Origin of the sequence: Streptomyces sp. NBC_01352 (assembly GCF_036237295.1) — a bacterium.
Lineage (GTDB): Bacteria > Actinomycetota > Actinomycetes > Streptomycetales > Streptomycetaceae > Streptomyces > Streptomyces plumbiresistens.
Genome location: NZ_CP108354.1, coordinates 8,962,061 through 8,988,503 on the forward strand (window position 1 = coordinate 8,962,061; position 26,443 = coordinate 8,988,503).

The 26,443-nt window shown below is 72.4% G+C and carries 26 protein-coding genes; 12 read left to right on the top strand and 14 right to left on the bottom strand.

The genetic code is table 11. The features are described 5' to 3' along the window. Positions 1-56 precede the first annotated feature (56 nt). Positions 57-1,307, bottom strand: coding sequence for a glycoside hydrolase family 18 protein (locus tag OG252_RS41175; RefSeq protein WP_329342569.1), 1,251 nt, complete (start codon positions 1,305-1,307; stop codon positions 57-59). Positions 1,308-1,641: 334 nt separating this feature from the next. Between OG252_RS41175 and OG252_RS41180 the strand changes: the two genes are divergently transcribed. Continuing rightward, positions 1,642-2,814: an acyl-CoA dehydrogenase family protein gene (locus OG252_RS41180; RefSeq protein ID WP_266443189.1), complete on the top strand. Its 1,173-nt coding sequence runs from the start codon at positions 1,642-1,644 to the stop codon at positions 2,812-2,814. Here the strand turns inward: OG252_RS41180 and OG252_RS52430 are convergent. Further along, the gene (locus OG252_RS52430) at positions 2,777-3,037 is read right to left on the bottom strand and encodes a hypothetical protein (protein ID WP_406491586.1); all 261 of its coding nucleotides are present in this window, start codon (positions 3,035-3,037) and stop codon (positions 2,777-2,779) included. The genes OG252_RS41180 and OG252_RS52430 overlap by 38 nt on opposite strands. A 183-nt stretch (positions 3,038-3,220) precedes the next feature. Further along, entirely contained in the window at positions 3,221-3,655 is a 435-nt protein-coding gene (locus OG252_RS41185) for a hypothetical protein (RefSeq protein WP_266443195.1), read from the bottom strand. 267 nt (positions 3,656-3,922) lie between these two features. On the opposite strand from OG252_RS41185, the gene OG252_RS41190 reads away from it, so the two are divergent. The 4 genes from OG252_RS41190 to fxsA all read left to right on the top strand — a co-directional run bounded on the left by OG252_RS41190 (position 3,923) and on the right by fxsA (position 8,046). Then, positions 3,923-4,363: an Lrp/AsnC family transcriptional regulator gene (locus tag OG252_RS41190; protein WP_266443197.1), complete on the top strand. Its 441-nt coding sequence runs from the start codon at positions 3,923-3,925 to the stop codon at positions 4,361-4,363. Positions 4,364-4,410: 47 nt separating this feature from the next. Then, the gene (locus tag OG252_RS41195) at positions 4,411-6,012 is read left to right on the top strand and encodes an amidohydrolase (protein WP_329342572.1); all 1,602 of its coding nucleotides are present in this window, start codon (positions 4,411-4,413) and stop codon (positions 6,010-6,012) included. A gap of 558 nt (positions 6,013-6,570) precedes the next feature. After that, entirely contained in the window at positions 6,571-7,362 is a 792-nt protein-coding gene (locus OG252_RS41200; RefSeq protein WP_329342574.1) for a polyprenol monophosphomannose synthase, read from the top strand. 120 nt (positions 7,363-7,482) lie between these two features. Continuing rightward, positions 7,483-8,046 carry an FxsA family membrane protein gene (gene fxsA, locus OG252_RS41205; RefSeq protein WP_266443205.1) on the top strand — a complete coding sequence of 188 codons (564 nt, stop codon included), beginning with the start codon at positions 7,483-7,485 and terminating at the stop codon, positions 8,044-8,046. 137 nt (positions 8,047-8,183) lie between these two features. Here fxsA and OG252_RS41210 read toward each other — a convergent pair whose 3' ends face one another. The 4 genes from OG252_RS41210 to yczE form a co-directional block, all read right to left on the bottom strand. Then, positions 8,184-8,558: an RNA polymerase-binding protein RbpA gene (locus tag OG252_RS41210; RefSeq protein WP_003977404.1), complete on the bottom strand. Its 375-nt coding sequence runs from the start codon at positions 8,556-8,558 to the stop codon at positions 8,184-8,186. Positions 8,559-8,825: 267 nt separating this feature from the next. Further along, the gene (locus OG252_RS41215; RefSeq protein WP_329342577.1) at positions 8,826-10,181 is read right to left on the bottom strand and encodes an MFS transporter; all 1,356 of its coding nucleotides are present in this window, start codon (positions 10,179-10,181) and stop codon (positions 8,826-8,828) included. A 64-nt stretch (positions 10,182-10,245) separates the two neighbouring features. Then, the gene (locus tag OG252_RS41220) at positions 10,246-11,013 is read right to left on the bottom strand and encodes a glycerophosphodiester phosphodiesterase (protein ID WP_307673411.1); all 768 of its coding nucleotides are present in this window, start codon (positions 11,011-11,013) and stop codon (positions 10,246-10,248) included. After that, a complete protein-coding gene (gene yczE / locus OG252_RS41225; protein WP_329342580.1) occupies positions 11,010-11,705 on the bottom strand; it encodes a membrane protein YczE in 696 nt (231 codons plus the stop codon). The genes OG252_RS41220 and yczE overlap by 4 nt, the downstream gene beginning before the upstream one ends. 64 nt (positions 11,706-11,769) lie before the next feature. Here yczE and OG252_RS41230 point away from each other — a divergent pair, with 64 nt between their 5' ends. Then, positions 11,770-13,275: an SCO1417 family MocR-like transcription factor gene (locus OG252_RS41230; RefSeq protein ID WP_329342582.1), complete on the top strand. Its 1,506-nt coding sequence runs from the start codon at positions 11,770-11,772 to the stop codon at positions 13,273-13,275. A gap of 43 nt (positions 13,276-13,318) precedes the next feature. Here OG252_RS41230 and OG252_RS41235 read toward each other — a convergent pair whose 3' ends face one another. Together OG252_RS41235 and OG252_RS41240 are read right to left on the bottom strand one after the other, a co-directional pair. Further along, entirely contained in the window at positions 13,319-14,953 is a 1,635-nt protein-coding gene (locus tag OG252_RS41235; protein ID WP_329342584.1) for an ATP-binding protein, read from the bottom strand. Between the two features lie 53 nt (positions 14,954-15,006). Then, entirely contained in the window at positions 15,007-15,201 is a 195-nt protein-coding gene (locus OG252_RS41240; RefSeq protein ID WP_015661880.1) for a hypothetical protein, read from the bottom strand. 261 nt (positions 15,202-15,462) lie between these two features. Here OG252_RS41240 and OG252_RS41245 point away from each other — a divergent pair, with 261 nt between their 5' ends. The 5 genes from OG252_RS41245 to OG252_RS41265 all read left to right on the top strand — a co-directional run bounded on the left by OG252_RS41245 (position 15,463) and on the right by OG252_RS41265 (position 20,966). After that, positions 15,463-15,855, top strand: coding sequence for an ankyrin repeat domain-containing protein (locus OG252_RS41245; protein ID WP_329342586.1), 393 nt, complete (start codon positions 15,463-15,465; stop codon positions 15,853-15,855). Positions 15,856-16,154: 299 nt separating this feature from the next. Further along, positions 16,155-17,573: a HEAT repeat domain-containing protein gene (locus tag OG252_RS41250; RefSeq protein ID WP_329342588.1), complete on the top strand. Its 1,419-nt coding sequence runs from the start codon at positions 16,155-16,157 to the stop codon at positions 17,571-17,573. Positions 17,574-17,806: 233 nt separating this feature from the next. Next, the gene (locus OG252_RS41255) at positions 17,807-18,940 is read left to right on the top strand and encodes a glycosyltransferase family 4 protein (RefSeq protein WP_266443232.1); all 1,134 of its coding nucleotides are present in this window, start codon (positions 17,807-17,809) and stop codon (positions 18,938-18,940) included. Then, positions 18,937-20,100: a glycosyltransferase gene (locus OG252_RS41260; protein ID WP_266443235.1), complete on the top strand. Its 1,164-nt coding sequence runs from the start codon at positions 18,937-18,939 to the stop codon at positions 20,098-20,100. The genes OG252_RS41255 and OG252_RS41260 overlap by 4 nt, the downstream gene beginning before the upstream one ends. Next, entirely contained in the window at positions 20,097-20,966 is an 870-nt protein-coding gene (locus OG252_RS41265) for an SGNH/GDSL hydrolase family protein (RefSeq protein ID WP_266443237.1), read from the top strand. The genes OG252_RS41260 and OG252_RS41265 overlap by 4 nt, the downstream gene beginning before the upstream one ends. A gap of 33 nt (positions 20,967-20,999) precedes the next feature. On the opposite strand, the gene OG252_RS41270 is transcribed toward OG252_RS41265, so the two are convergent. Genes OG252_RS41270 through OG252_RS41290 form a run of 5 tightly spaced genes read right to left on the bottom strand, consistent with a single transcriptional unit; the run spans position 21,000 to position 25,418 of the window. Next, positions 21,000-21,869: a biotin-dependent carboxyltransferase family protein gene (locus OG252_RS41270; protein ID WP_329342592.1), complete on the bottom strand. Its 870-nt coding sequence runs from the start codon at positions 21,867-21,869 to the stop codon at positions 21,000-21,002. Next, positions 21,866-22,492, bottom strand: a complete 627-nt coding sequence (gene pxpB / locus OG252_RS41275) for a 5-oxoprolinase subunit PxpB (RefSeq protein WP_329342593.1) — start codon at positions 22,490-22,492, stop codon at positions 21,866-21,868. The genes OG252_RS41270 and pxpB overlap by 4 nt, the downstream gene beginning before the upstream one ends. After that, positions 22,489-23,247: a LamB/YcsF family protein gene (locus OG252_RS41280; RefSeq protein WP_266443245.1), complete on the bottom strand. Its 759-nt coding sequence runs from the start codon at positions 23,245-23,247 to the stop codon at positions 22,489-22,491. The genes pxpB and OG252_RS41280 overlap by 4 nt, the downstream gene beginning before the upstream one ends. A 27-nt stretch (positions 23,248-23,274) precedes the next feature. Then, positions 23,275-24,120: a putative hydro-lyase gene (locus OG252_RS41285; protein ID WP_266443247.1), complete on the bottom strand. Its 846-nt coding sequence runs from the start codon at positions 24,118-24,120 to the stop codon at positions 23,275-23,277. Next, positions 24,117-25,418, bottom strand: a complete 1,302-nt coding sequence (locus OG252_RS41290; RefSeq protein ID WP_329342597.1) for an MFS transporter — start codon at positions 25,416-25,418, stop codon at positions 24,117-24,119. The genes OG252_RS41285 and OG252_RS41290 overlap by 4 nt, the downstream gene beginning before the upstream one ends. A 202-nt stretch (positions 25,419-25,620) precedes the next feature. Between OG252_RS41290 and OG252_RS41295 the strand changes: the two genes are divergently transcribed. After that, on the top strand, positions 25,621-26,322 hold the full coding sequence (locus OG252_RS41295) for a GntR family transcriptional regulator (protein ID WP_329342599.1): 702 nt from the start codon (positions 25,621-25,623) through the stop codon (positions 26,320-26,322). The last annotated feature ends 121 nt before the right edge of the window (positions 26,323-26,443 follow it).

Here is a 26,443-nt window from a genome sequence, read left to right on the forward strand (position 1 = left end):
TCACGACTTGGGGCGGAGGCTCGTGGTCCTCCGCCCCAAGTCGCCTTTCGGCTCGGTCAGTTGATCGCGTCGATCAGCTCGCCGTCCGCGGTGTCCCCGCTCAGCTCCCAGAAGAACGTGCCGCCCAGGCGCTGCGCGTCCTTGTACTTCATCTTCCCCTTGATCGTCTTCGGGGTGTCGTAACTCCACCAGTCGCTGCCGCACTTGGCATAGGCGGTCCCGCCCACGGTCCCGGTCGGCGGGCACGTGGTCCTGAGCACCTTGTAGTCCTCGAAGCCGGCCTCGTACGTGCCCGCAGCCGGACCGGTGGCCGTGCCGCCCGGACTCGCCTGCGTGACACCCGTCCAGCCGCGCCCGTAGAAGCCGATGCCGAGCAGCAGCTTCGAGGGCGGGATGCCCAGGCTCCGGAGCTTGGCGATGGTGGCGGCGGTGTTGTAGCCCTCCTCCGGGATGCCCGGGTAGGACGTCAACGGGGAGTGCGGTGCCGTCGGCCCGGTGGCGGCCCAGGCGCCGAAGTAGTCGTAGGTCATGGGGTTGTACCAGTCGACGTACCGCGCCGCGCCCGCGTAGTCCGCCGCGTCGATCTTGCCGCCGGGTGTGGCGTCGGCGGTGATCGCCGCGGTGACCAGCTGCCGCTTGCCGAACTTGGCGCGCAGTGCGGCCATCACGTCCCGGAACGCCTCCCGGCCGCTGGTGTCGCAGGTCAGGCCGCAGGCGCCCGGGTACTCCCAGTCGATGTCGATGCCGTCGAAGACGTTCGCCCACTTCGAGTTCTCGACCAGGTCGTAGCAGGACTGGGCGAAGGCGGCCGGGTCCTTGGCCGCCTCACCGAAGCCGCCCGACCAGCTCCAGCCGCCGAATGACCAGATGACCTTGAGGTCGGGGTGGAGCTTCTTCAGCTTGATCAGCTGGTTGAAGTTGCCGCTCAGCGGCTGGTCCGCGGTGTCGGCGACACCGTCCACGGACTCCTCGGCGGTGAACGGCTTGTCGGTGTCCGCCCAGGCGTCGCCGAGGGCGCACTTGCCGTCGGTGACGTTGCCGAAGGCGTAGTTGATGTGGGTGAGCTTGTCGGCGGAGCCGGAGGTCTCGATGTTCTTGACGAAGTACTGGCGGCCGTAGATGCCCCAGTCGGTGAAGTAGCCGACCACCTTTGAACCGGCGGCGCCGGTCGCGGTGGACTCGGCGGGGCCGGGCTCCGTGGCGGTGGCGGTGCCCGCACCGGCGAGCAGGCCGGCGCCGAGGGCGGCGCAGCACGAGGCGGACAGGAGGGCCCGGAACCGGGCGCGGGGGCGGAGCGGGGTGTGCATCGGGTGTCTCCTCGCGGGGGACAGGGAGGGGATCGCACGCCGATTGGCATGAACGCGGGGAAGCGTTGATGCGAAACAGTAAGAGGACTAGACCAATCGGTCAATGGTTCATACCAATTTCGTTGAAGGTCGGGCTTGTCGGAACTTCCTGAAGTGAGCGGTCGTTAACTGGTGACGGAGTGCCTCCGATCGGGCATACTCACAGCGCACAGCCGCTGGTCAGCAGCTTCCGAGACCCGGGAGCGCGAGCCTCGGCCGGCACTCAGTGAGACCCGGCGGAGCCGCCCCCACAACGGGCCGTCCGCCCGTGCCCGACAGGGAGGAGAGCGTCGCCATGCCCGACCGCGCCCCGCAGCCGGTGGACCGGCAACTGCCCACGGACGAGGCCCGGGATCTGATCTCGCTCGTCCGCGACATCGCGCAGCGCGAGATCGCCCCGAAGGCGACCGAGGAGGAGGACGCCGGACGCTTCCCGCGCGAGGTCTTCACCCTGCTCTCCGAGTCCGGACTGCTCGGCCTGCCGTACGACTCCGAGTACGGCGGCGGTGACCAGCCCTACGAGGTCTACCTCCAGGTCCTGGAAGAGCTCGCCGCGGCCCGCCTCACCGTCGGCCTCGGTGTCAGCGTGCACACCCTGTCCTCCTACGCACTCGCCGCCTACGGCACCAAGGAGCAGCAGGTCGAACACCTGCCCGCGATGCTCGGCGGCGGCCTCCTGGGCGCGTACTGCCTCTCGGAACCCTCCTCCGGCTCGGACGCGGCCTCACTGCGCACGAAGGCGGTGCGCGAGGGCGCCGACTGGGTGATTACCGGAACCAAGGCGTGGATCACGCACGGCGGCATCGCCGACTTCTACACGGTCATGGCCCGTACGGGCGAAGCGGGCCCGCGCGGGATCACGGCGTTCCTGGTGCCCGGCGACGCGGCGGGCCTCAGCGGCGCGGCGCCGGAGAAGAAGATGGGCATGAAGGGCTCGCCGACGGCCCTGGTCCACTTCGACGGGGTCCGCGTCCCCGACGACCGGCGCATCGGCGACGAGGGCCAGGGCTTCGCGATCGCCCTGGCCGCGCTCGACTCCGGGCGGCTGGGCATCGCGGCCTGTGCCGTCGGCCTGGCCCAGGCCGCGCTCGACGAGGCGGTGGCGTACGCGACCGGACGGCAGCAGTTCGGGCGGCCGATCGCCGACTTCCAGGGCCTGCGCTTCATGCTCGCCGACATGGCGACCCAGATCGAGGCGGGCAGGGCGCTGTACCTGGCGGCGGCGCGACTGCGCGACGCGGGCCGGCCGTTCGCCAAGCAGGCGGCCATGGCCAAGCTGCACTGCACCGACACCGCGATGAAGGTGACCACCGACGCCGTCCAGGTCCTCGGCGGGTACGGCTACACGGCCGACTTCCCGGCCGAGCGGTACATGCGCGAGGCCAAGGTCCTGCAGATCGTCGAGGGCACCAACCAGATCCAGCGGATGGTCATCGCCCGTCACCTCGCGGGTCCCGAGACCCGCTGAACTGGCCCGGCGTCACCTGAGGTGCCGAGAGCCGCGCCCACTCCGGGTCGTGGCGCCCCGGCAGCGTGCGGCCGCCGTCCGCCCAAGTGCGCATCAGATCACGGTAGATGGGCGGGTCCTGGACCTGCGGCGGCGCGAGCGGAACCGATGCTGTCGATGCGGGGACCGGTGCGGGAACATACACACGGCGCTGACGCCCGGTCGCCGAAGTTGTGGGGGTCATACCGGGGCAACGCAGAGGTCGGCGGACAGGTCACCGGTGCCCGGAATCGGGAGTGAGTTCGCCGAGGTCCGAGTCGGTGTGACTGTCTGACGTACCGCCACTTCCGGTCGGGCCGCACCGAACCGCACCACGGCAGTCTGTGAGCCGTGGCGCGGCTCGGTCACGGGGTCGGAGCGAGGCCGCTCAGGCGGCCTGGCGACGCATGACGGGGACCCGCATGGGGCGCGAGCCCGGGCCGCCGACGTGCGAGAAGGGCTGCGTCCGCCAGTCGAGTCCCTGAGGGAGCGTCAACAGGAGGGCGGTGTCCTGCTCCTGCGGCTCGGCCGACTCGTCCGCCGACCGGGCGTCGGACGCCTTGCGGCCGGTGCCGGCGCAGACCGTGAGCCCGAACGGGTTCCACGGCGAGGCACACAGTGCGTGCTCCGGCAGAACCTCCTCGTCCGCCAGCAGGGCGATCGGCTGCGCGCAGTCCGGGCACACGACCCGGTACATCTCGAAGGTGTCGTAGTCGTCGAGTTCGTCCTCGAGGGCGTCGGGTTCGACGCCCTCCGGCTCGGGCTCGACAACCGGCTGCGACCGCTTGGGTGCGGTACGACCAGGGCGCTTAAGACTCTGCATAGGATTCTCCCCCTCGGGCTGGGCCGTGAAGGCGCTGCGGCCTCGACCACAGCAAGCACTTCCCGCCCCGTCTCGGCGGTAATCACGAGACCATCACGGAGCCTGTTCGAGGAGTGTGGTCTTAGTCACATGCCATCCGCAGGTGCCGGACGCGGCCCCTCTGCCCCCGGACGGCGCACCGGCTGCTCCCGGCCACATCACGAACCGGGCATGACCTGCGCCGCTCAGGTATCGCAGGAGATCAGCCGCACTGTAGGTTCTTGCGCCATGGAGGAGCTCGACCGACAAATCGTGCAGCTGCTCGTCAAGGACGGGCGGATGAGCTACACAGACCTGGGCAAGGCCACCGGCCTGTCCACGTCGGCCGTGCACCAGCGGGTGCGCCGGCTGGAACAGCGCGGAGTCATCCGCGGCTACGCGGCGGTGGTCGACCCGGAGTCCGTCGGGCTGCCCCTGACCGCGTTCATCTCGGTGAAGCCGTTCGACCCCAGCGCCCCCGACGACATCGCGGACCGCCTCTCCGGCGTCCCCGAGATCGAGGCCTGCCACAGCGTCGCCGGCGACGAGAACTACATCCTCAAGGTGCGGGTCTCCACCCCGCACGAGCTGGAGGAGCTGCTGGCCCGGCTCAGGTCGCTGGCGGGCGTCTCCACACGGACGACGGTGGTGCTGTCGACGCCGTACGAGGCACGGCCGCCGCGGATCTGACCGACCTGCGTGCCGGACGCTCCGCGCGAGGCGCGAAACTGTCCCTCATGAGTGAACGTACCGCCGAACCGACCACCGTCCTCCTCCGCCGCGGCGAGGTGCACAGCCCCGCCGACCCGTTCGCGACGGCGATGGTCGTGGAGCGCGGCCAAGTCGCCTGGGTCGGCTCCGAGGGCGCGGCCGACGCCTTCGCGGACGGTGTCGACGAGGTGGTCGACCTGGACGGCGCCCTGGTCACCCCCGCGTTCACCGACGCGCACGTGCACACCACGTCCACCGGCCTCGCCCTCACCGGCCTCGACCTGTCCGACGCCCCCTCCCTGGACGCGGCCCTCGCCCTGGTACGGGACTTCGCCGCCGCCCGCCCGAACGACCGTGTCCTGCTCGGGCACGGCTGGGACGCCGCCCGCTGGCCCGGCGGCCGCCCCCCGACCCGCGCCGAGCTCGACGCGGCCACCGGCGGCCGCCCGCTGTACCTGAGCCGGATCGACGTCCACTCGGCGGTCGTCACGACGGCCCTGCTGGACCTGACCCCCGGCCTCGGCGCCCCGGACGCCCCGCTGACCGCCGACGCCCACCACGCCGTACGCGCCGCCGCCCTCGGCGCCGTCACCCCGCAGCAGCGCAGGGAGGCCCAGCGCACCGCCCTCGCGCACGCCGTGTCCCTCGGTATCGGGACCGTCCACGAGTGCGCGGGCCCGGAGATCTCCTCCGAGGACGACTTCACCGATCTGCTGAACCTCGCTTCCGGGCAGGCCGGCCCGCGCGTGGTCGGCTACTGGGCCGAGCAGGACGTCGACAAGGCCCGGGAGCTGGGCGCGATCGGCGCGGCCGGCGACCTGTTCGTGGACGGCGCCCTCGGCTCGCACACCGCCTGCCTGCACGAGCCGTACACCGACGCCGACCACACCGGCACCGCGTACCTGGACGCCGCCGCCGTCGCCGCGCACGTGACCGCCTGCACCGAGGCGGGCCTCCAGGCGGGCTTCCACGCCATCGGCGACGCCGCCGTGACCTCCGTCGTCGAAGGCGTGCGGGCCGCCGCGGAGAAGCTCGGCCTGGCCCGTATCCGGGCCGCCCGGCACCGCGTCGAACACGCCGAGCTGCTCACGCCCGAGACGATCGCGGCCTTCGCCGAGCTCGGCCTGACCGCGTCCGTCCAGCCCGCCTTCGACGCGCTGTGGGGCGGCGAGGACGGCATGTACGTCCAGCGCCTGGGCGCCGCGCGAGCCCGGGCTCTGAACCCCTTCGCGGCGTTGCTCCGGGCGGGCGTCCCGCTCGCCTTCGGCTCCGACAGCCCGGTCACGCCCCTCGACCCGTGGGGCGGCGTCCGCGCGGCCGCCTTCCACCGCACCCCCGAGCACCGGGTCTCCGTACGCGCCGCGTTCACCGCGCATACGCGCGGTGGATGGCGGGCCGTCGGACGCGACGACGCGGGTGTCCTGGTGCCGGGCGCACCCGCGGACTACGCCGTGTGGCGCACCGGCGACCTGGTCGTCCAGGCCCCGGACGACCGAGTGGCCCGCTGGTCGACGGACCCCCGCTCCGGCACCCCGGGTCTGCCCGACCTGACCCCGGGCCGCGACCTCCCCGTCTGCCTGCGCACCGTGGTGGGCGGCCGGACCGTGTTCGTACGGCCGGGCGAGTGATCTACCGGGGTGGCGCACCGTCGATCGGTCGTCGCCGGCCCGTCGCGCGACCTGCGCATCCTCCGCGCTGACCAGGGCTTCGACGCAAGAGCCGCAGGTGGGGCGGCTGTTGACAGCCGACGGCGGCGGGCCGGTAGGTTCGTCCGAGTCCACCACCGGACGCCCGACCGGGGAACGCCCGCGCACTCGCCGCCGCGCCGCTGGGTCAGGGACGGTGTGCCGCACCGGGGCACCGCCACTGGGAGCCAGGCTCAGCGCCCGTGACACGGCGAGGGAACGTTCCGGCCCGGTCGGGGAGGTGTGACCCGGATGGGGCCGGGCGCTCAGTAGACAACGGCTTTCGGTCGACCCGCAGCCGGCGGGTCCCAGGTCGGCCCGAAGAGCGCCGGGCCCCCATCCGCAGCACGCACAGCCCTCGCCGCCGCACGCACAGTCCCCAAAGCGCGCATCCTTACCCGGCTTTTGTGGAAACGACACCACCATACTTACGTCCTGTCACGTCATCGCAGGCCGCGGCCACTATGGTGGACGTCTGCGTACGGACTTGAAGGGGCAGCAGTGAACGACGGCGACGGGACCCTCGCGGCACAGGACCGGGGGAGACAGTTCGGCCCGCTCGGCACGGCGTTGGTGATCATTCCGACCTACAACGAGGCGGAGAACATCAAGGCGATCGTCGGCCGGGTGCGCAAGGCCGTCCCCGAGGCCCACGTGCTGGTGGCCGACGACAACAGCCCCGACGGCACGGGCAAGCTCGCCGACGAACTGGCCGCCACCGACGACCACGTCCAGGTCCTGCACCGCAAGGGCAAGGAAGGCCTCGGGGCCGCGTACCTCGCGGGCTTCCGCTGGGGCATCGAGAAGGACTACGGCGTCCTGATCGAGATGGACGCCGACGGCTCGCACCAGCCCGAGGAACTGTCTCGTCTGCTGACCGCCCTCAAGGGCGCCGACCTGGTCCTCGGCTCCCGCTGGGTGCCCGGCGGCCGGGTCGTCAACTGGCCCAAGTCCCGCGAGGTCATCTCGCGGGGCGGCAGCCTCTACTCCCGCCTCGCCCTGGACCTGCCGCTGCGCGACGTCACCGGCGGCTACCGCGCGTTCCGTCGCGAGACCCTCGAGGGCCTCGGCCTCGACGAGGTCGCCTCCCAGGGCTACTGCTTCCAGGTCGACCTCGCCCGCCGCGCGGTCAAGGCCGGCTACCACGTGGTCGAGGTGCCCATCACCTTCGTCGAGCGCGAGCACGGTGACTCCAAGATGAGCCGGGACATCCTGGTGGAGGCCCTGTGGCGGGTCACGACCTGGGGCGTGGGGGAGCGGGTCGGCAGAATCGTCGGCCGGGGCAAGTCCTGACAGCCGCACCTGACTGCCGTACCTGACCGCCGTACCTGGCGGCCGTAGCGGTACGACTTCACAGGCAGGGCTGATCGTCCCCTTATCCCGTGCTGAGCCCGGCCCAGGCACACTGGACGTATGACGACTGGCGCTCCGACTCCCACGTACCCCGCCCGGCCCCGGCGCTCCCGGCTGCGCACCTTCCTGCCGCTGGGCGTCGCCGCCTGGTTGGTGCTGGAGATCTGGCTGCTCACCGTGGTCGCCGGCGCGTCGAGCGGCATCACCGTGTTCCTGCTGCTCCTCGCCGGCTTCGTGCTCGGCTCGGTGGTCATCAAGAGGGCGGGCCGACGCGCCTTCCAGAACCTGAACGAGGCCTTGCAGCGGGGCGGAGCGCCGTCCGACTCGTCGAAGGGCGGCGGCAACGGCCTGATGATGCTCGGCGGCCTGCTCCTGATGATCCCCGGCCTGGTCTCCGACGCGGTGGGGCTGCTCCTGCTGGTCCCCCCGGTCCAGAAGGCCCTCGGCCGCTACGCGGAGCGCACCGTCGACCGCAAGCTCCGCGAGGCCGCCCAGGGCACCCTGGGTGACGCCTTCCAGCAGGCCCGCATGCACCGGCCCGACGGCAAGGTGGTCCAGGGCGAGGTCATCAGGGACGAACCGGGTGACGCGCCCGAGGACCCCCGCCCGCCGCTGACGCGCTGAGCTGTTGGCCGTACCGGCACACGAAGCCGAGCTGTTCGGCCGTACCGGCACACAAAACCGCGGGCGCCGTACGTGACATCACGTACGGCGCCCGCGGTTGCTTGCTGTGTTGTTTGTCCGCCCAGACCCCGAAGGGACTACGCCGACTTCCGGCTGTCTCGCGGATGGACCGCGATGTTCATTGCGCCGGAGCGCAGAACAGCCAGGCGCTCCTCGAGGACCTCTTCGAGTTCCTCGCGAGTGCGCCGTTCCATCAACATGTCCCAATGCGTACGCGCGGGCTTGGCCTTCTTCTCTTCAGGGCCGTCGCCGTCAACGAGGAGTGCCTGGGCCCCGCAGACCTTGCACTCCCACTCCGGCGGGATCTCCGCCTCGACCGAGAAGGGCATCTCAAAGCGATGTCCCTTCTCGCATGCGTACTCCACGGCCTGGCGCGGGGCCAGGTCGATGCCGCGGTCCGTCTCGTAGCTGGTCACCACGAGGCGCGTGCCGCGAAGAGCTCGCTCACTCATGAATCGTGCCTCCCGGGCTTGTCGCCCACAGGACAGGTGTCGCTGTCGTCGTCATCCGGTCAACGTCCGGTCGGCGGTAAAGATTCCCGTTCCGGGTCCCGTCCCGGGCAATGCGTCGCCGTCGTAGCCGCCCCTTGTTGTACCCACCAGCGCCCGGTTTGTCACATCTGCTAGCAGATGTCACCCAGCGTTTCGGCTTCTTTGACGCGCAGTAACGGTACGCCTGGCAGGCCAAACGCGTACACTACAGCGCTTTCGCCTTGAACGCTAAATCCTCTCGGGAATCGGGTTGCCCGCGTCGCTGATCGCCCGCCGCACCGGAACCCGTGCGAGCAGCACGAATCCGATGACGAAGAAGGCCACCAGCGAGATGATCGCGTCCCGATAGCTTCCGGTCACCTGGTAGGTGATCCCGAAGAGCAGCGGGCCCAGCCAGCTCATGCCCCGGTCGCTCATCTCGTACGCCGAGAAGTACTCGGCTTCCTTGCCGGGCGGCACGAGATGGGAGAACAGCGAACGGGACAGCGCCTGGCTGCCGCCGAGGACGAGGCCGATCCCGGAGGCGAGCACGAAGAACCACACGGGCGCGCCGGCGGGCAGGAAGTACCCGGCGGCCAGCGTCACCGTCCAGGCGACCAGCGAGCCCAGGATCGTGCGCTTGGCGCCGTAGATCCGGGCCAGCCGTCCCATGCCCAGCGCTCCCGCCACCGCGAGCACCTGGACCAGCAGCACGGCGCCGATGAGCGTCGACTGCCCGAGTCCGAGTTCCTCGGAGCCGTAGATCGAGGCCTGGGAGATCACGGTCTGGATGCCGTCGTTGTAGACGAGGTACGCCAGCAGGAAGGCGAGGGTCAGCGGGTGGCGGCGCATGTCACGGACGGTCGCGGCGAGCTGGCGGAAGCCGGGAGTTGTCGATCCCGGCGTGGCCTTCGCGGCGGAGCGGCGGTCGCGCAGCCGTCGTAGCGGAATGAGGGCGAAGGCACCCCACCACAGGCCCGCGGAGGCCAGGCAGATACGGACCGCGGCGCTCTCCGAGAGCCCGAAGGAGTCGTGGCCGGTGTAGAGGACGAGGTTCACGACCAGGACCAGGGCACCGGCCGCGTACCCGAAGGCCCAGCCCCGGGCGGAGACGGCGTCGCGCTCCTCGGGCGGGGCGATCTGCGGGAGGTAGGAGTTGTAGAGCATCATCGCCACGGACTGCGCGGCGTTCGCGACGACCAGCAGGGCGCCGCCGAGCAGATAGCGGTCGCCGCCGAGGAAGAACATGGCCGTCGTCGCCGCGGCCCCGGTGTAGGCGGCGGCCGCCAGAAGGGGCTTCTTGCGGCCGGTGCGGTCGGCGGCGGCGCCCACCAGGGGCATCACCAGCACGGCCACGACCACCGACAGAGACACCGAGTACGCGAAGAAGGACCCGGCGCGTACCGGGATCCCCAGCGGATGCACGAAGCCGTCCGCGTCCGCCGCCGCCTTGGCGACCGACGTCAGATAGGGGCCCAGGAACACGGTGAGCACGCTCGTCGAGTAGACGGAGCAGGCCCAGTCGTAGAAGTACCAGCCGCGCTGTTCGCGCCGCCGGTCGGCGGCCTCGTCCGCCGATTCCGCCCGCACGGTGTCGGTGCCCACCCGTGCCCTCGCTTCCCCGTGAAGTGCCGCGCGCGGGCGTGCGGCCCAGGGGGTGTCCGGGGTGTCAGACCCAGACGCCGCGGTCCTCCATGACCTTGCGCAACGTGTCGATGTGATCGGTCATGATGCCATCGACTCCCAGGTCCAGGAGCCGGTGCATGCGTTCCGGCTCGTTCACCGTCCACACGTGCACCTGCAGCCCGAGCGCGTGGGCGGTGCGCAGGAAGCGGTGGTCGACCACCTGGATCCCCGACTGCATCTCGGGCACCTGCGCGGCGACCGCGGAGCGGCGCACCGCTGCCGGTAGGCCCCAGGAGCGCAGCCGCAGATTGAGGACGCCCCGGGTGCCGTACGACGTCGCCAGGCGCGGGCCGGCCAGTCGCTGGGCACGGACCACCCGCGCCTCGGCGAACGAGCCGACGCAGATCCGCTCCCAGGAGTTCGTACGCTCGATCAGGTCCAGGAGGGGCAGCAGGGCCGGCTCCGCCTTGACGTCGACGTTCCAGCGCGCCTCGGGGAAGGTCTCCAGGAGCTCCTCGAAGAGGGGCACCGGTTCCTTGCCCGCCACGCGCGCGTGCCGTACGTCCTTCCAGGGCAGATCCGCGATCCGGCCCGCCCCGTCGGTCACCCGGTCCAGGGTCGCGTCGTGGAAGGCGACGAGCCTGCCGTCCGCGGTGGTGTGGACGTCGGTCTCCAGGTAGCGGTAGCCCGCCTCGACCGCGCGCCGGAACTGCGGCGTCGTGTTCTCCAGGCCGTCGGCCGCTCCGCCGCGGTGGGCGAAGGCGATCGGGCCGGGATGGTCGAGGTAGGGATGGCGTATCCGCGAGGTCACCGTCGAAGTATCGCCTGCTGCGGTTGCCCGCCGGCAACGACCGTGCCGCCGTCGGATGCCGACGGGGCGGCGAACACGCGCAGGAAGAACTGGGCGAGCGGGCCGATCGACACCGCGTACAGCAGGGTGCCGATGCCGATGGTGCCGCCCAGGGCGAAGCCGGTCGTCACGACCGTCACCTCGACGGCCGTCCGCATCAGGCGGATCGAGCGGCCGGTGCGCCGGTGCAGCCCGGTCATCAGTCCGTCCCTCGGGCCCGCTCCGAAGTGCGCGGCGATGTAGAGACCGGTGGCCGCGCCGTTGAGCAGGATGCCGGTGATCATGAGGGAGGTCCGTGCGGCGAGGCCGTGCGCCTCGGGGATCAGGGCGAGGGTGCCGTCCAGGGCGAGGCCGACCACGAAGACGTTGGACACCGTGCCGAGACCCGGGCGCTGGCGCAGCGGGATCCACAGGAGCAGCACCGCCGCGCCGATGACGATCGACACGACGCCGATCGTCAGGCCGGTGAGCTCGGCCAGGCCCTGGTGCAGCACGTTCCAGGGCTCGATCCCCAGCCCCGCCTCGACGAGGAGCGCCGAACTCGCCCCGTACAGCGCGAGACCGACGTACAGCTGGATCAACCGGCGCCCGAGACGGCTTGGCCTCTTCGTGGACAAGAGGTCCCCCCATGTGGTCGTAGTGGCCTGACGCATGACACCCTGTGGCTTGGGTGGAAACATCATCCATGGCCAATTCGGGGAAGGTGGACTGATTTCCATGGCGCAGTGGACCTCGGCGATGGGTGCCGCACAGCTCGCCCGGCTGCTCAACTCCCAGCAGGACCGCCCGGCCGGACCGGGCACGCGCCGCCCGCCCGCCTATCGAGGACTGGCCGACGGCATCCGCCTGCTCGTCCTCGAGGGCCGGGTGCCGGTCGCCGCCCGGCTGCCCGCCGAGCGCGAGCTCGCGCTGTCCCTCTCCGTGAGTCGTACGACGGTCGCGGCGGCCTACGAGGCGCTGCGCAGCGAGGGATTCCTGGAGTCCCGGCGCGGGGCCGGCAGCTGGACCGCGGTACCGGCCGGCAATCCGCTGCCCGCGCGCGGCCTCGAACCTCTGCCCCCCGAGGCCCTCGGCTCGATGATCGACCTCGGCTGCGCGGCGCTCCCCGCCCCCGAACCGTGGCTGACGCGGGCCGTGCAGGGCGCCCTGGAGGAGCTGCCGCCGTACGCCCACACCCACGGCGACTATCCGGCCGGGCTGCCCGCACTGCGCACGATGATCGCCGAGCGGTACACCGCGCGCGGGATCCCGACGATGCCCGAGCAGATCATGGTCACGACCGGTGCGATGGGCGCGATCGACGCGATCTGTCATCTGTTCGCGGGGCGCGGTGAACGCATCGCCGTGGAGTCGCCCTCGTACGCGAACATCCTCCAGCTGATGCGGGCGGCGGGCGCCCGGCTGGTGCCCGTCGCGATGGCGGAGGGCCTCACCGGGTGGGACATGGACCGCTGGCGGCAGGTCCTGCGGGACGCCGCGCCCCGGATCGCGTATGTCGTCGCCGACTTCCACAACCCGACCGGCGCGCTCGCCGACGAGGACCAGCGGCGGCGGCTGGTGGAGGCAGCGCGGTCGGCCGGGACGGTCCTGGTCGCCGACGAGACGATGAGCGAGCTGTGGCTGGACGAGGACATCAAGGACGCGATGCCGCGTGCCGTGTGCGCCTTCGACCCGGCGGGATCGACGGTCGTCACCGTCGGGTCGGCCAGCAAGGCCTTCTGGGCGGGGATGCGCATCGGGTGGGTGCGGGCGGCACCGGATGTGATCCGCAGCCTGGTCGCCGCGCGGGCGTACGCCGATCTGGGCACGCCGGTGCTGGAGCAGCTGGCCGTGAACTGGCTGTTCAGCACGGGGGGCTGGGCGCAGGCCGTGGATGTACGGCGGGATCAGGCCCGCGACAACCGGGACGCGCTGGTGACCGCCGTACGCAGGGAACTGCCGAACTGGGAGTTCGAGGTGCCCAAGGGCGGGCTCACGCTCTGGGTGCGCACGGGCGGGCTGTCCGGATCGCGGCTCGCGGAGATGGGGGAACGGGTGGGCGTGCGGGTGCCGTCCGGGCCGCGGTTCGGTGTCGACGGAGCGTTCGAGGGGTATGTGCGGTTGCCGTTCACCGTGGGAGGTGCGGTGGCGGAGGAGGCCGCGGTGCGGTTGGCCGCGGCGGCACGGTTGGTGGAGAGCGGGGGCTCTGGGGGTGGGGAGGCGCCTCGTACGTTCGTGGCGTGACCGGACTGCGTGCCGGGCGGGTTCGGGTCGCGCGGCCCGGCGGTTACGGAGCTTCCGCGGCCACGGCCTCCGTCTGTACGGCTTCTGGCCGTACGGCCTCCGTCTGCACGCCCTGTGTCGGTTCGCCCGCTGCCGGTACCGCCTCCGGCACGTGCTCCCCGTCCGCCGGGGTGGTCCGCGGCGGCAGCAGTGCCAGTACCGCTTGGCGGTCCGCCTCGCTCGTCGCCTCGTCGTACGGATCCGGGGTGGAGGGGACCTGGAGTCGGTGGACCGGGCCCGTGCCGAGGCGGGCGTAGCCGCGGCCGGGCGGGACCTGGGCGACCGGGGTCGTGTGCGGGGGCGCGCCCAGCACCGCTTCCAGCTGGTCGGCCGTGGCCGGGCCGAGGACGACACGCGCGCGCGTGTGCTGGCGTACGGCGTCGCTGAGGGTCTCGGCGCTGTCGAACTGGTCGGCCACGACCACCGTCACGTTCGCCGCGCGGCCGTGCCCCAGCGGGACCTGGAGCAGGGACTGCGGGTCCTGGCGGCCGTCCGCGGCGGCCACGTGGGCCAAGGCGCTCGGGCGGTCCAGGAGGATCCACAGGGGGCGTTTGGTGTCGTCGGGCGGCGGGTTGCCCGCCTGGCGGGCACGGTTGACCGCGATCAGCCGGCGCTCCGTCTCCGTGGCCGCCCACTCCAGGCTCGCCAGGGCCCCGGCCAGCCCGCACTCGACCGCGAGGACGCCGTCCCGGCCGGTGAGGCAGGCGTACTCGCCGGTGCCGCCGCCCTCGACGATCACGAGGTCGCCGTACTGGAGGGCCTGCAGGGCGATGGAGCGCAGCAGCGTGGAGGTGCCGCTGCCCGGCTGGCCCATGACCAGCAGGTGCGGCTCGGTGGAGCGGATGCCCGTGCGCCAGACGACCGGCGGTACGTCGCGCTGTTCCTCACCGTGGGTGAGGGGGAGCGTCCGCTGGACCTGGGTGGGGTCGGTGAAGCCGAGGACCGTCTCGCCGGGGGACGTGACGAAACGCTGGGCGGCGATGTCGGTGGGCAGGGGCGCGAGGACGGTCACCGTGAGCTGGTTGGCCTCCTCGTCCCAGGAGAAGTGGTACTCGCGGTCGCGGCCCGACTTGGCGTGCAGCAGCTGCTCGATCCGGGTACGGGCCTCGGCCTCGCCGTCGGTGAAGTACGCCGGGTAGTGGATCAGCAGATGCGTGATGCGGCCGGTGCCGTCGAAGTCGTAGGCGGGGAAGGCCTTGTCCCACTCGCCGCCGTGGGCGTAGAGCGGGGCCGGGTCCTCGGCGGTCGAGAAGTAGGGCACGAGGGCCTCGTACAGCGACTGGAGGCGCTGCGTCTGGGACTCGTCGGGGCCGTCGGGCTCCGGCTGTGCGCGGTCGCGGCCCTGCCAGGCTGCCGCCGCCATCAGTGTGATGACGGCGAGCAGCGGGCCGTACGGTGCGAGCGCCACGACCAGCACCACCGACGCCACCAGGAAGAGCAGCGGCCCGCGCTTGTCCTTGGGGGTGTCGGCCCACTTGCGCCGCCCGGCCGAGGCCAGCCGGCGCAGACCGCGGGTGATCGTGATCAGTGGGTGGAGGACGTCGGTGGCGCTGTCGGCCGCCGTCCGGGCCAGCTCCCGGCTCCGGGCGATCTGCGCGCTGCCTGTGCTCAGGATGCGGGGGAGGGGGCGCCGGGCCACTGCTGTCTCCTGGTGGTGCGTACGGATGGTGGTGCCTGCCGACGTGGGGGGCGTCAGAACTTGATTCCGCCGAGGAGGCTCGCCAGGCTCTCGCCGCCGGCCTTGATGCTCGGAGCGATGGCCGTGCTCGCGAGATAGAAGCCGAAGAGTGCGGCCACCAGGGCGTGGGAGGCCTTGAGGCCGTCCTTCTTGAAGAAGAGGAAGACGATGATTCCGAGCAGGACCACGCCTGAGATGGACAGGATCATTTGAGTTCTCCTGGTTCGTGGGGACAGTCACCATGAGTACTTCCAGGATCACAGCATGTATCCATACGATAAAAGGTGCAACTGGGTGAATTCCAGCCGATTTCCCCCGGGTGGCGGAGTCGCATTCGTCCGCTTGAGCTGGGCTCTTGCGTCCGCCCGGGTCTGCGGTGATCTTTACCTGGGGCACAACGGGTCATGTGCCCCGTGAGCCAGTACCCTGGCGATTCACCTGAACGGTTGCACTGAGAGGCGGACCGGCCGATGACCGAAGCCCCCGACCCCGAGGTCGTGGAGCTGGCGACCAAGATCTTCGATCTTGCCCGGCAGGGGCAGACCGAGGCGCTCGTGGCGTACGTCGACGCGGGCGTTCCGGCCAACCTCACCAATGACCGCGGCGACTCCCTGGTGATGCTCGCCGCCTACCACGGGCACGCCGACACCGTGCGTGCCCTCCTCGCCCGTGGTGCCGAGGGCAACCGGATCAACGACCGGGGCCAGACCCCGCTCGCCGGGGCCGTCTTCAAGGGCGAGGAGGCAGTGATCAAGGCGCTTCTCGAGGGTGGTGCCGATCCCGCCGCGGGTACTCCGTCGGCCGTCGACACCGCTCGGATGTTCGGCAAGACGCAGCTGCTCGAACTGTTCGGCGCACACTGACACGTCCGTCTGACCAGGGCGGACACGAACAACGGGGGAGGCGGTAACGGGCCGCCGAAATTTCGGTCGCGGTGGATGGAACTGCCGAGTCATCATGACGTCGTGATTCACGGACGCGACGGCTGGGCAGGTGATGCCGCACCGCGCGGACCGTGATGCGGTCCGCATGGGCCACCAACGAGAGGCAGAGGAAGATGGCTTACAGCAAGCAGGAAACGGCGGGCGCCCCGACGTGTTGTCACGCGGCCAGGTAATGCAGGATCCCGGTTGCGTCGACGCTTGATGTGAGGCTGTTTCCCATGTTCGATCCGGTCATAGCGCCCAGCGGCACGCTGCTCGGCCTGCTCCAGCGGGGCCGCGGCGACGGCACTCTGCACGCGCTCACCGCACCGCGCGCCGAAGCGCTCGCGGCCCTGAACCACTGTGTGCTGCGCGATCCCCGCCACGACTGGCAGGTGGAGAACCGCTCCCTGTACTACGCCCGTCTCTACCTCGACCTGAACGGCGAACTGGACGAGATCGAGGCGCACCTCTTCGACGTCGAGGACGTCCTCGACACCGAGGAGTCCCGCACCGGGCTCGCCCTCGCGGTCCTCGGCCACCTCGCCTCGTACGGCAGGCGGGACGCGCTCGAACTGTTGCGCAGGTACGCCGCCTCGGGCACCAGCTGGGCCTGGGCCCTGGACGAACTGGCGCTGCGCGACGACGACGCCGGACTGCGCGCCCTCGCGGCACCGGTCCTGGCGCGCTTCTCGACCGACGCCGAGGGCGAGGCCGAACTGGCGGTCGCGGTGCGCGACGCGTTCGAGCCACGCCCCTGGCGGCTGTGGGCCGACGATCCGCGTGAATCCATCGCCACGCGCGTGCGTGCCGCTCAGGAGTCCGGCAGTTTCGACCGCTGGCAACGGCAGATGCGACCTACCGGGCCCCGTCCGGGGTGGAGCGTGCAGGCGGTCTTCGACTGGGCCCAGCAGGGTGTCGAGCGCGGCGTGGCGCTCCATGTCCCCGCCGCCCGCTGTCTCGCCGCCGTCGCCGGCCCCGAGGACCGGCCGGAGATCCTCCGGGCCGCCGAGGACGGCAGCGACGGAGCCCGCTGCACCGCCCTGCGTTATCTCGCCGACAGCAATGATCCGAGCGCTCCCGATCTGATCGAGGTCGCCGTGGCCACCGGCTCGGCGGCCGTGGTGGAGGCGGCCGTGGACGCCTTCGAACGCATGCGCAGTGTCGCCGCGGTCGACCGGGCACGCGGCTGGGCCCGTCGGCCCGACCCCCTCGGCGCCGCCGCCGGACGCATGCTCGCCTGCCGGGGCGCCTCCCGGGACAGCGACCTCGTCCTCGCGGCACTCAGGGAGGCCGTACGGGGTGAAGGCCCCGACGCCCCGACGCTGTGGACCCTCGTCGACGGCACCGGACGGCTGGGCATCGTCTGTGCGGCACCCGTACTCCGGCACATCTACCGCGAGACCGCCTCGTCCCATCTGCGCGGCCGGGCCGCACGCGCCCTCGCCGCCACCGACCCCTCCTTCGCCACCGGCTTCGCCGTCGAGTGCCTCTGGGACTGCGAGGAGACCACCCGCGAGATCGCCGCCCGGCACGCCGAGACCGGTGACGCCCGGGTCGTGGAGCGACTGCGCCGGCTCGCCGCCGATCCGGCCGAGGAGGCCGAGGTCCAGACGGCCGTACGCAGCCGGATCGGACCGGACGCGGCCGCCATGTGACCGCCGCTTTCGAATGTGGCCGATCTTGACCGCATCCGGCTCGGGTGCGCCCTACGAAACGAACCCACCGGGCTCCGGCGCACTCCCCGGGTGAACTCGGGGTGACTCGCGGGTCAGACGGGCATGGACACGGTCTGACCTGCTCGGGTGCGCAGCGCAACGCTCACAGGACGTTCCTCGTCCGGAAAGATCCACGTTGACGCGGCCACGTCCAGCACGGCGACAACACGGGTATGCGTGTTGTCATCGTGACCGAATCCTTTCCCCCCGACGTGAACGGCGTGGCCCACTGCGCGCTCCAGACCGCCCGGCACCTCGTGGATCGCGGTCACTCTCCGCTCGTCGTCGCGCCGGCCACCGCCGCCGGTACCGGGCCCGGGGCCGATGCCCTGGCGCCGTGCCCCGTCATCCGTGTCCCCTCCCTCCCGCTCCCCGGCTACCCCCAGGTCCGCGTCGCCCTGCCCAGCCGCCGGGTGGCCGCCGCGATCGTCGAGCACCGTGCCGACGTCGTCCACCTCGCCAGCCCCTTCGTCCTCGGCGTCCGCGGCATGGCCGCCGCCGCCCGGCTCGGCATCCCCGCCGTGGCCGTCTACCAGACCGACCTGGCCGGATACGCCCGCACCTACATGGGCGCCGGTGAGGCCGCGGCCTGGCGGCGCATCCGCTCCGTCCACTCGGCCGCCGACCTCACCCTCGCCCCGTCCAGCCCGGCCCTGCACGACCTGGAGGCACACGGTGTGCCCCGGGTGCGGCTGTGGCCGCGGGGCGTGGACACCGCCCGCTTCCGCCCCGAACTGCGGGACGAGGCGCTGCGCCGCGAACTCGCCCCGAACGGCGAGCTCATCGTCGGCTACGTCGGCCGCCTCGCCCCCGAGAAGCAGGTCGAAATGCTGGCCGGCGTCTGCGGGCTGGACGGCGTCCGGGTCGTGGTCGTCGGCGACGGCCCCAGCCGGCCGAGCCTGGACCAGGCGCTGCCGGGGGCGGTCTTCCTGGGCCGCCGCACCGGCGACGAACTCGCCCGGATCTTCGCCTCCCTGGACGTCTTCGCGCACACCGGCCCCTTCGAGACCTTCTGCCAGACCGTGCAGGAAGCCATGGCCAGCGGTGTGCCCGTCGTCGCGCCCGCCGCCGGCGGCCCGCTGGACCTGGTGGCCCACGGGCGCACCGGGCTCCTGGTCCCGCCGCGCGACCCGGACGCCGTACGGGACGCCGTGTGGTCCCTGGCCGCCGACCCCGGCCTGCGCACCGCGTTCGGCGCCGCCGCGCGCGCGATGGTCGAGGGGCGCACCTGGGCGGCCGTCGGCGACCAGCTGATCGGGCACTACACGAACGTGCTCACGGCGCGCCGGACGGTGGTGGCGGCATGAGCGGCGAGTCACTGCGGATCGTGCGTCTGGCGAACTTCGTGGCGCCGGCCTCCGGCGGTCTGCGCACCGCGCTGCGCGAGCTGGGCAGGGGCTTCAAGGCCGCCGGGCACGAGCCGGTGCTGATCGTGCCCGGTGAGCGGGCGAGCGACCGGGAGACGGAACAGGGACGGGTGATCACCCTTCCCGGGCCGTTGCTGCCCGGTACCGGCGGCTACCGCGTGCTCACCGACAAGGGGCGGGTGGCGCGGCTCCTGGAGGAGCTGGCCCCCGACCGCCTGGAGGTCTCCGACCGTACGACGCTCAGGTGGACCGGCAAGTGGGCGCGGCGCGCCCGGATCCCCGCCGTGATGGTCTCCCACGAGACCGCCGACGGCGTGCTGCGCACCTGGGGCGTGCCGGAGGGCGCCGCCCGGCGTGCCGCCGACGCCCTCAACGTCCGTACCGCGCACACGTACGCGCGCGTGGTGTGCACCACGGAGTTCGCCGAGCGGGAGTTCGTGCGGATCGGGGCCCGGAACGTCGTCCGCGCGCCGCTCGGCGTCGATCTCGTGCAGCGGCATCCCGCGCTGCACGACCCCGGCCTGCGCGCCCGGCACGCGCTCGAGGACGAGACGCTGCTGGTGACGTGCACCCGGCTGTCCGTGGAGAAGCGGCCCGGTACCGCGCTGGACGCCCTGGAGGCGCTCGTACGGCGCGGGCGGCGGGCCGTGCTGGTGGTGGCCGGGGACGGGCCGCTGCGGCAGCGGCTCGAACAGCGGGCGCGGGAGCGCGGGTTGCCGGTGACGTTCCTCGGGCACGTCGCCGACCGGGCGCTGCTGGGCGCGTTGCAGGCGTCGGCCGACGTGTGCCTGGCGCCGGGGCCCGCCGAGACGTTCGGGCTGGCCGCGCTGGAGGCGATGGCCTGTGGGACGCCCGTCGTGGTGAGTGCCTCGTCCGCCCTGCCGGAGGTCATCGGCTCCGCCGGGGCCGTCGCGGCCGATCGCGGCGGGGCCTTCGCGGACGCCGTGGACATGCTCCTCGACCGGCCCGTGGAGGAGCGGCGCGAGGCCGCACGCGCGCGTGCGGAGTGCTTCGGATGGGACACGGCGGTCGCCGCGTTCCTCGACGCACACGACGCGGCGACGTCCGTACGGCCCTCTGTGCCCGGGGGCGTGACATGAGACCGCTGCGGTTCGTGGCCCTCGGCGACTCGCTGACCGAAGGTGTGGGCGATCCCGTCGGCGACGGGTGGCGCGGCTGGGCCGCGCTGCTCGCCGCAGGGCTCGGCGAAGAGCTCGCGGAGCCGGTGGAGGCCGTGGAGTTCACCAACCTCGCGGTGAGCGGGTCGCAGACCCGGGACGTGCTGGAGAGGCAGCTGCCCGCCGCGCTGGCGCTGCGGCCCGACCTCGCGTCGGTGGTCATCGGCGTCAACGACACCCTGCGCTGCACCTTCGACATCCAGGCCGCCGCCGCACGCCTCCACACGGTGTACTCGGCCCTCACCGAGCAGGGCGCGGTCCTGCTCACGGCCTGTCTGCCGGACCCCGGGGCGATGCTCGGGCTGCCGGGCGCCCTGGCCCGCCCGCTGGCCCGGCGGCAGCGGGCGGTGAACGCCGTGGTCCACGCGCTGTCCGAGCAGTACGGGGCGGTGCATCTGCACGCCTCCGAAGGCGCGTGGCTCATGGACCGCGCGATGTGGAGCGCGGACCGGCTGCACCCCGGCGAGCGGGGGCACCGGCAACTGGCCGTGCGGTCCCACGCACTGCTGGCGGAGCGGGGCCTCGCTATGGGGGCCGCCCCTTCGCCCGAGCCCGAGTTCCCGGCGCCCACCAAGTCCGCGAGCCTGTGGTGGCTCGCCACCGCCGGCACCGGCTGGGTGGCCCGGCGGTGCACCGACCTGCTGCCGCAGCTCCTGACCCTTGCGGCCGACGAGTTGCGGCACCGCGCGCGCGGGACGAGCGCCCGGCTCGACCTGCGGGCCTCCGCGGCGGTGTCCGCGGCGCTCGCGACCCTGTCGGTGACGGAGCACCGGCCGGACGCCGCCTAGGAGTTCACCGGCGAGCCGGACACCGCCCGGGGTTCACCGGCGGCGTACGGCCACGAAGCGCACCGGCGTGCCCGGTACCGCCTGGGCAGTGGCCGGAAGATCGGCGGCGCGGACCACCGCGATCACCGGATAGCCCCCGGTGGTCGGGTGGTCGGCGAGGAAGACCACCGGCCTGCCGTCGGGCGGGACCTGGACCGCCCCCAGCACCATGCCCTCGCTGGGGAGTTCGCCGGACCGGGCCCGCTCCAGGGCGGGTCCCTCGGTGCGCAGCCCGATGCGGTTGCTCGCGGGCGACACCCGGTAGGTGCGGGAGGTGAAGGCCCGTAGGGCCTCCGCCGTGAACCAGTCGTCGCGGGGACCCGCCGTCACCCGCAGGACGAGTTCGGCCGGGGGCGCGGGCTGCGGGGCGACGTCCACGCGCGCGTGAGGCACTTCGGGGCTCCCCAGGGGCAGCACCGCGCCGTCCGTGAGCGGCGGCGGGCCGAGACCCGACAGGAGGTCCGTGGAGCGGCTGCCGAGCACCGGCTCCACGGCGACGCCGCCGGAGACGGCCACATAGCTACGTACTCCGGAGACGGCCGCTCCGACGTCCAGGAGCGCGCCCGCGGGCACGCGCACCGGCGCGCCCCAGGCGACCGGGCGGCCGTCCACGGTCACCCGGCAGGGCGCGCCCGCCACGGCCACGGTGACCGTCGAACGGGGCCGCACCGCGCAGCCGTTGAGCGTGGTCTCCAGGACGGCCGCCTCGGGGCGATTGCCCACCAGCCGGTTGGCGAGCTCGGCCGCCGGGCCGTCCAGCGCGCCCGAGTGAGGGACACCGAGGTGGGCGTGCCCGGGGCGGCCCCGGTCCTGGACGGTGGTCAGCGCTCCGGCGCGTATGACGGAGAGCGCGCGGTCCGTCATGGCGTCCCCACCGGTCCCACCGGAACGAAGCGCACGCGCGTGCCCGGCGACAGCAGCGCGGCCGGCACGCGCGCGTGGTCCCACAGCACGGCATCCGTGGTGCCGATCAGCTGCCAGCCACCCGGCGACGAGCGCGGGTACACGCCCGTGTACGGGCCCGCCAGTCCCACCGAGCCCGCCGGGACCGCCGTCCGCGGGGTGGCCCGGCGCGGGACGTCGTAGCGTGACGGCAGGCCGGCGAGGTAGCCGAAGCCGGGGGCGAACCCGCAGAAGGCGACACGGAACTCGGTGCTCGCGTGGATACGGGCCACCTCCGCCTCACCGACACCCCACAGGGCGGCGACGTCGGCCAGGTCGGGGCCGTCGTAGCGCACGGGGAGCTCGACCACGTCGTGCGTGCGCGGGGGAGTGGGCGGGAGCTGGGTGGCGGACAGTTCCGACGCCAGGCGGGCCGGGTCGGCGAGGCCGTCCAGGAGGACCGTGCGGGCCGCGGGGACGATCTCGCGGACCGACAACGAGCCCTCGGCCCGCCGGCGCAGCAACTCCGCGTGCAGGGCCTGCGCCTCCTCGCCCGAGGCCACCTCGACGAGCAGAGCGCCGTCGCCGACGGGCAGCGCCCTCATACGAAGGCCTCCACCCGGACGCCCGACGCCTCCAGCCGCTGCCGGACGCGGTGGGCCAGCTCCACCGCGCCGGGCGTGTCCCCGTGCAGGCACAGGGAACGCGCGCGTACCGCGATGCGCGCCCCGGAGTGCGCGGTGACCGTGCCGAGACGGGCCAGGTCCACCGAGCGTGCCACGACGGCCTCCGGATCGGTGAGCACGGCGCCGTCCCGGCCGCGCGGGACGAGCGTGCCCTCCTCGGTATAGGCGCGGTCCGCGAACGCTTCGGTGACGGTCGGCAGGCCCGCCTTGCCGGCCAGTTCCAGCAGGCGCGAACCCGGCAGCCCCAGGACGGGCAGCGAGTCCTCCGCGAGGAGGACGCCCTCGACGACCGCGGCCGCCTGCTCCTCGTCGTGCACGACGCGGTTGTAGAGCGCGCCGTGCGGCTTGACGTACGACACACGCGAGCCCGCCGCACGCGCGAACACCTCCAGGGCGCCGATCTGGTAGGCCACTTCGGCCGCCAGTTCGGCGGGCGGCACGTCCATCGCGCGCCGCCCGAACCCCGCCAGGTCCCGGTAGGAGACCTGGGCGCCGATCCGTACCCCGCGCGCGGCCGCCAGCTCGCACACCCGCCGCATGGTGGCCGGGTCCCCGGCGTGGAAGCCGCAGGCCACGTTGGCGCTGGTGACGACGGTCAGCAGCTGCTCGTCGTCGGTCAGCCGCCAGTGGCCGAAGCCCTCGCCGAGGTCGGCGTTCAGATCGATGGAGGTCATGGATCCTTCGCTACTCCTTACTCCTTCTCAGGCCACGCGGAACTGTTCGTCGCGGGCGTCGGTGAGGAACATCTGTCCCGGTGCGTGGGTGATGGCGAACGGCGGGCGCGAGGCCATCACCGCGGCCTGCGGGGTCACACCGCAGGCCCAGAAGACCGGGATGTCGTCCGGCTCGGCGTCCACCGGCTCCCCGAAGTCCGGGTTCCCGAGGTCGTCGATGCCCAACGCCGACGGGTCGCCGCAGTGTACGGGGCTGCCGTGCACCGCCGGGAGCAGGCTGCTCTCCCGGATGGCGGCCGGCAGGTGCTCCGGCGGCACCGGGCGCATCGACACCACCAGCGGCCCGTGCAGCCGGCCCGCCGGACGGCACTCGCGGCCGGTCACGTACATCGGGACGTTGCGGCCCTGCTCGATGTGCCGGATCGGGACGCCCGCCCCGGACAGCGCCCACTCGAAGGTGAAGCTGCAGCCGATCAGGAACGACACCAGGTCACCGCGCCAGTACGCGCGCACGTCCGTCGGCTCGTCCACCAACTCCCCGTCCCGCCACACCCGGTAGCGCGGCAGATCGGTGCGCAGGTCGGCGCCGTCCGCGAGGACGGTGGTCCAGGAGCCGGCGTCCGTGACGTCGAGCACCGGGCAGGCCTTGGGGTTGCGCTGGCAGAACAGCAGCATGTCGTACGCCCAGTCGGCGGGCACCGAGATCAGGTTGACCTGGGTGTGGCCCGCCGCGACCCCGGCGGTGGGTCCCGCGAGACCCGCGCGAAAGCGGGTCCGGGCGTCTGTCGGGCTCCACGCGTGCGCGTGCTCGTCGACGAGGGTGAGGGGCCGGTCGTTGGTCACGGTCGGGGAGCGGTGTTCCGTGCGGTTCACGCGAGCTCCTTTCCGCGCGTCTCCGGCAGCCCGAGCAGTGCCAGGGCAGCGAGGCCGTAACCGATCGCGCCGAAGACCAGCGCGCCGCCCACGCCCCAGCTGTCGGCCAGGAAGCCGACCGTGGTCGGGAAGACGGCGCCCACCGCGCGACCGGTGTTGTACGTGAAGCCCTGCCCCGTGCCGCGAATCGCCGTCGGGTACAGCTCGCTCAGGAAGGACCCGAAGCCGCTGAAGATCGCCGACATGCAGAACCCGAGCGGGAAACCGAGCACCAGGAGCAGGGTGTTGGAGCCGTCCGGGATGTTCGCGTACGCCAGGATGCACACGGCCGACAGCAGTGCGAAGAGCCAGATGTTGCGACGGCGGCCCAGCCGGTCGGTGAGGTAGCCGCCGGTGAGGTAGCCGAGGAACGCGCCGGAGATCAGGAACGTCAGGTAGCCGCCGGTGCCGACGACGGACAGGCCGCGCTCGGTCTTCAGGTAGGTGGGCACCCAGGTGGCGAGGGTGTAGTAGCCGCCCTGGACGCCGGTGGAGAGCAGGACGGCGAAGAACGTCGTGCGCAGCATGCCGGGCTTGAAGATCGCCGCGAACGAGCCCTTGTTGGTGCTCCGCTCCCGTACGGCGATCGCCTCCGGCGCGTCCTGCACCCGGCGCCGCATCCAGATGACCAGCAGTGCGGGCAGCGCGCCGGTCCAGAACATGATCCGCCAGGCCAGGTCGTCGCCGACGAACGAGAAGACCAGCGTGTACATGATCGCGGCGAGCGCCCAGCCGACGGCCCAGGAACTCTGGATCGCGCCGAGCGTGCGGCCCCGGTGCTTGGCGCTCGCGTACTCGGCGACCAGGATCGCGCCGACCGCCCACTCGCCGCCGAAGCCGAGGCCCTGGAGGGCGCGGAAGACCAGCAGCGTCTCGTAGTTGGGCGCGAAACCGCAGGCGACCGTGAAGACCGCGTAGGTGATCACCGTGATCATCAGTGCCTTGACGCGGCCGATCCGGTCGGCCAGCACGCCCGCCAGAGCACCGCCGATCGCGGAGACCACGAGGGTGACGGTGGTGAACAGGCCGGTCTGGCCGCTGTCCAGGCCGAAGTACGCGGCCAGCGCCACCATGCTCAGCGGCAGCGTGAAGTAGTCGTAGGAGTCCAGGGCATAGCCGCCGAACGCACCCGCGAAGGCGCGCCGGCCACGCGGTCCGAGGGCGCGCAGCCAGGCCAACGCCCCGTCGTCGTCGGGGCGTTCGCCCGTTGCCGACTGTGCGTCGGGGGTGAGGGCTTGCGGTGGAGGGGTCGTGCTCATGGGCACCTCGCAGAGGGAGGACGGAGGGTGCGTGAGAAGTGAGCCGTGCCGTGCGGAAGCGTGCCGTGCGGAAGCTGAGGCGTGCGGAAGCTGTGGCGTCGTCGAGCGGGGACGGCGCCGTTCGTAGCAAGGTAGAGGATCGTTGAACGATCCTTCAATACCCATGTTGTTTCGTTCTTGTATCTGCGATTGAATTCCGGGCATGGCAGAGCAGCTTGCGGGACTGGCCGACGACCGAGCCCTCCTGGGCCGCACGAGCACGGCAGAACGGGTTTCGGACATCCTCAGGAGCCGTATCGCCGAGGGGTTCTTCCCGCCCGGGACCCGGCTGTCCGAGGACAGCATCGGCGGTGCGCTCGGCGTTTCCCGCAACACGCTGCGCGAGGCGTTCCGGCTGCTCACGCACGAACGCCTGCTCGTCCACGAGTTGAACCGGGGCGTCTTCGTCCGCGTGCTGACCGTCGAGGACGTGGAGGACATCTACCGCACCCGCGGCCTCGTCGAGTGCGCTGTCGTACGGGGACTCGGCGAGCCGCCGTACGCCCTGGACGGGCTGGCGGAGGCCGTGGCCGAAGGGCAGCGGGCGGCGCGCGAAGGTGACTGGAAAGTGCTGGGTACGGCCAATATCCACTTCCACCGGGAACTGGTCGCGCTCGCGGAGAGCGACCGTACGAGCGAGCTGATGCGCAGCGTCTTCGCCGAACTGCGCCTCGCCTTCCACGTGGTGGACGACCCGCGCCGGCTGCACGAGCCGTACCTCGCACGCAACCAGCAGATCCTTCGGGCGCTGCAGGCGGGGGACAAGGGCGAGGCCGAGAAACTGCTCGCGGTGTACCTCGGAGACTCGCTGGAGCGAGTGGTCGAGGTCTACCGGCGGCGGGTGGGCGAGGAGGGGGCTCCTTAGGGGCGCGGGGGCTGTATCGATATGCGGCTCCGCCGCGTGGGCGCGACAAGCCCCCACAGACCCGCACCCGGAGAACAACCGGTAGGCGTCCTGCCAACCGCCGGAGGCGATCCGCGCCGTT

Coding starts and splice junctions, on each gene's coding strand:
- OG252_RS41175 (WP_329342569.1), bottom strand. CDS start 1,307: ATGCACACCCCGCTCCGCCCCCGCGCCCGGTTCCGGGCCCTCCTGTCC.
- OG252_RS41180 (WP_266443189.1), top strand. CDS start 1,642: ATGCCCGACCGCGCCCCGCAGCCGGTGGACCGGCAACTGCCCACGGAC.
- OG252_RS52430 (WP_406491586.1), bottom strand. CDS start 3,037: ATGACCCCCACAACTTCGGCGACCGGGCGTCAGCGCCGTGTGTATGTT.
- OG252_RS41185 (WP_266443195.1), bottom strand. CDS start 3,655: ATGCAGAGTCTTAAGCGCCCTGGTCGTACCGCACCCAAGCGGTCGCAG.
- OG252_RS41190 (WP_266443197.1), top strand. CDS start 3,923: ATGGAGGAGCTCGACCGACAAATCGTGCAGCTGCTCGTCAAGGACGGG.
- OG252_RS41195 (WP_329342572.1), top strand. CDS start 4,411: ATGAGTGAACGTACCGCCGAACCGACCACCGTCCTCCTCCGCCGCGGC.
- fxsA (WP_266443205.1), top strand. CDS start 7,483: ATGACGACTGGCGCTCCGACTCCCACGTACCCCGCCCGGCCCCGGCGC.
- OG252_RS41210 (WP_003977404.1), bottom strand. CDS start 8,558: ATGAGTGAGCGAGCTCTTCGCGGCACGCGCCTCGTGGTGACCAGCTAC.
- yczE (WP_329342580.1), bottom strand. CDS start 11,705: ATGCGTCAGGCCACTACGACCACATGGGGGGACCTCTTGTCCACGAAG.
- OG252_RS41230 (WP_329342582.1), top strand. CDS start 11,770: ATGGCGCAGTGGACCTCGGCGATGGGTGCCGCACAGCTCGCCCGGCTG.
- OG252_RS41240 (WP_015661880.1), bottom strand. CDS start 15,201: ATGATCCTGTCCATCTCAGGCGTGGTCCTGCTCGGAATCATCGTCTTC.
- OG252_RS41245 (WP_329342586.1), top strand. CDS start 15,463: ATGACCGAAGCCCCCGACCCCGAGGTCGTGGAGCTGGCGACCAAGATC.
- OG252_RS41250 (WP_329342588.1), top strand. CDS start 16,155: ATGTTCGATCCGGTCATAGCGCCCAGCGGCACGCTGCTCGGCCTGCTC.
- OG252_RS41255 (WP_266443232.1), top strand. CDS start 17,807: ATGCGTGTTGTCATCGTGACCGAATCCTTTCCCCCCGACGTGAACGGC.
- OG252_RS41260 (WP_266443235.1), top strand. CDS start 18,937: ATGAGCGGCGAGTCACTGCGGATCGTGCGTCTGGCGAACTTCGTGGCG.
- OG252_RS41265 (WP_266443237.1), top strand. CDS start 20,097: ATGAGACCGCTGCGGTTCGTGGCCCTCGGCGACTCGCTGACCGAAGGT.
- OG252_RS41270 (WP_329342592.1), bottom strand. CDS start 21,869: ATGACGGACCGCGCGCTCTCCGTCATACGCGCCGGAGCGCTGACCACC.
- pxpB (WP_329342593.1), bottom strand. CDS start 22,492: ATGAGGGCGCTGCCCGTCGGCGACGGCGCTCTGCTCGTCGAGGTGGCC.
- OG252_RS41280 (WP_266443245.1), bottom strand. CDS start 23,247: ATGACCTCCATCGATCTGAACGCCGACCTCGGCGAGGGCTTCGGCCAC.
- OG252_RS41290 (WP_329342597.1), bottom strand. CDS start 25,418: ATGAGCACGACCCCTCCACCGCAAGCCCTCACCCCCGACGCACAGTCG.
- OG252_RS41295 (WP_329342599.1), top strand. CDS start 25,621: ATGGCAGAGCAGCTTGCGGGACTGGCCGACGACCGAGCCCTCCTGGGC.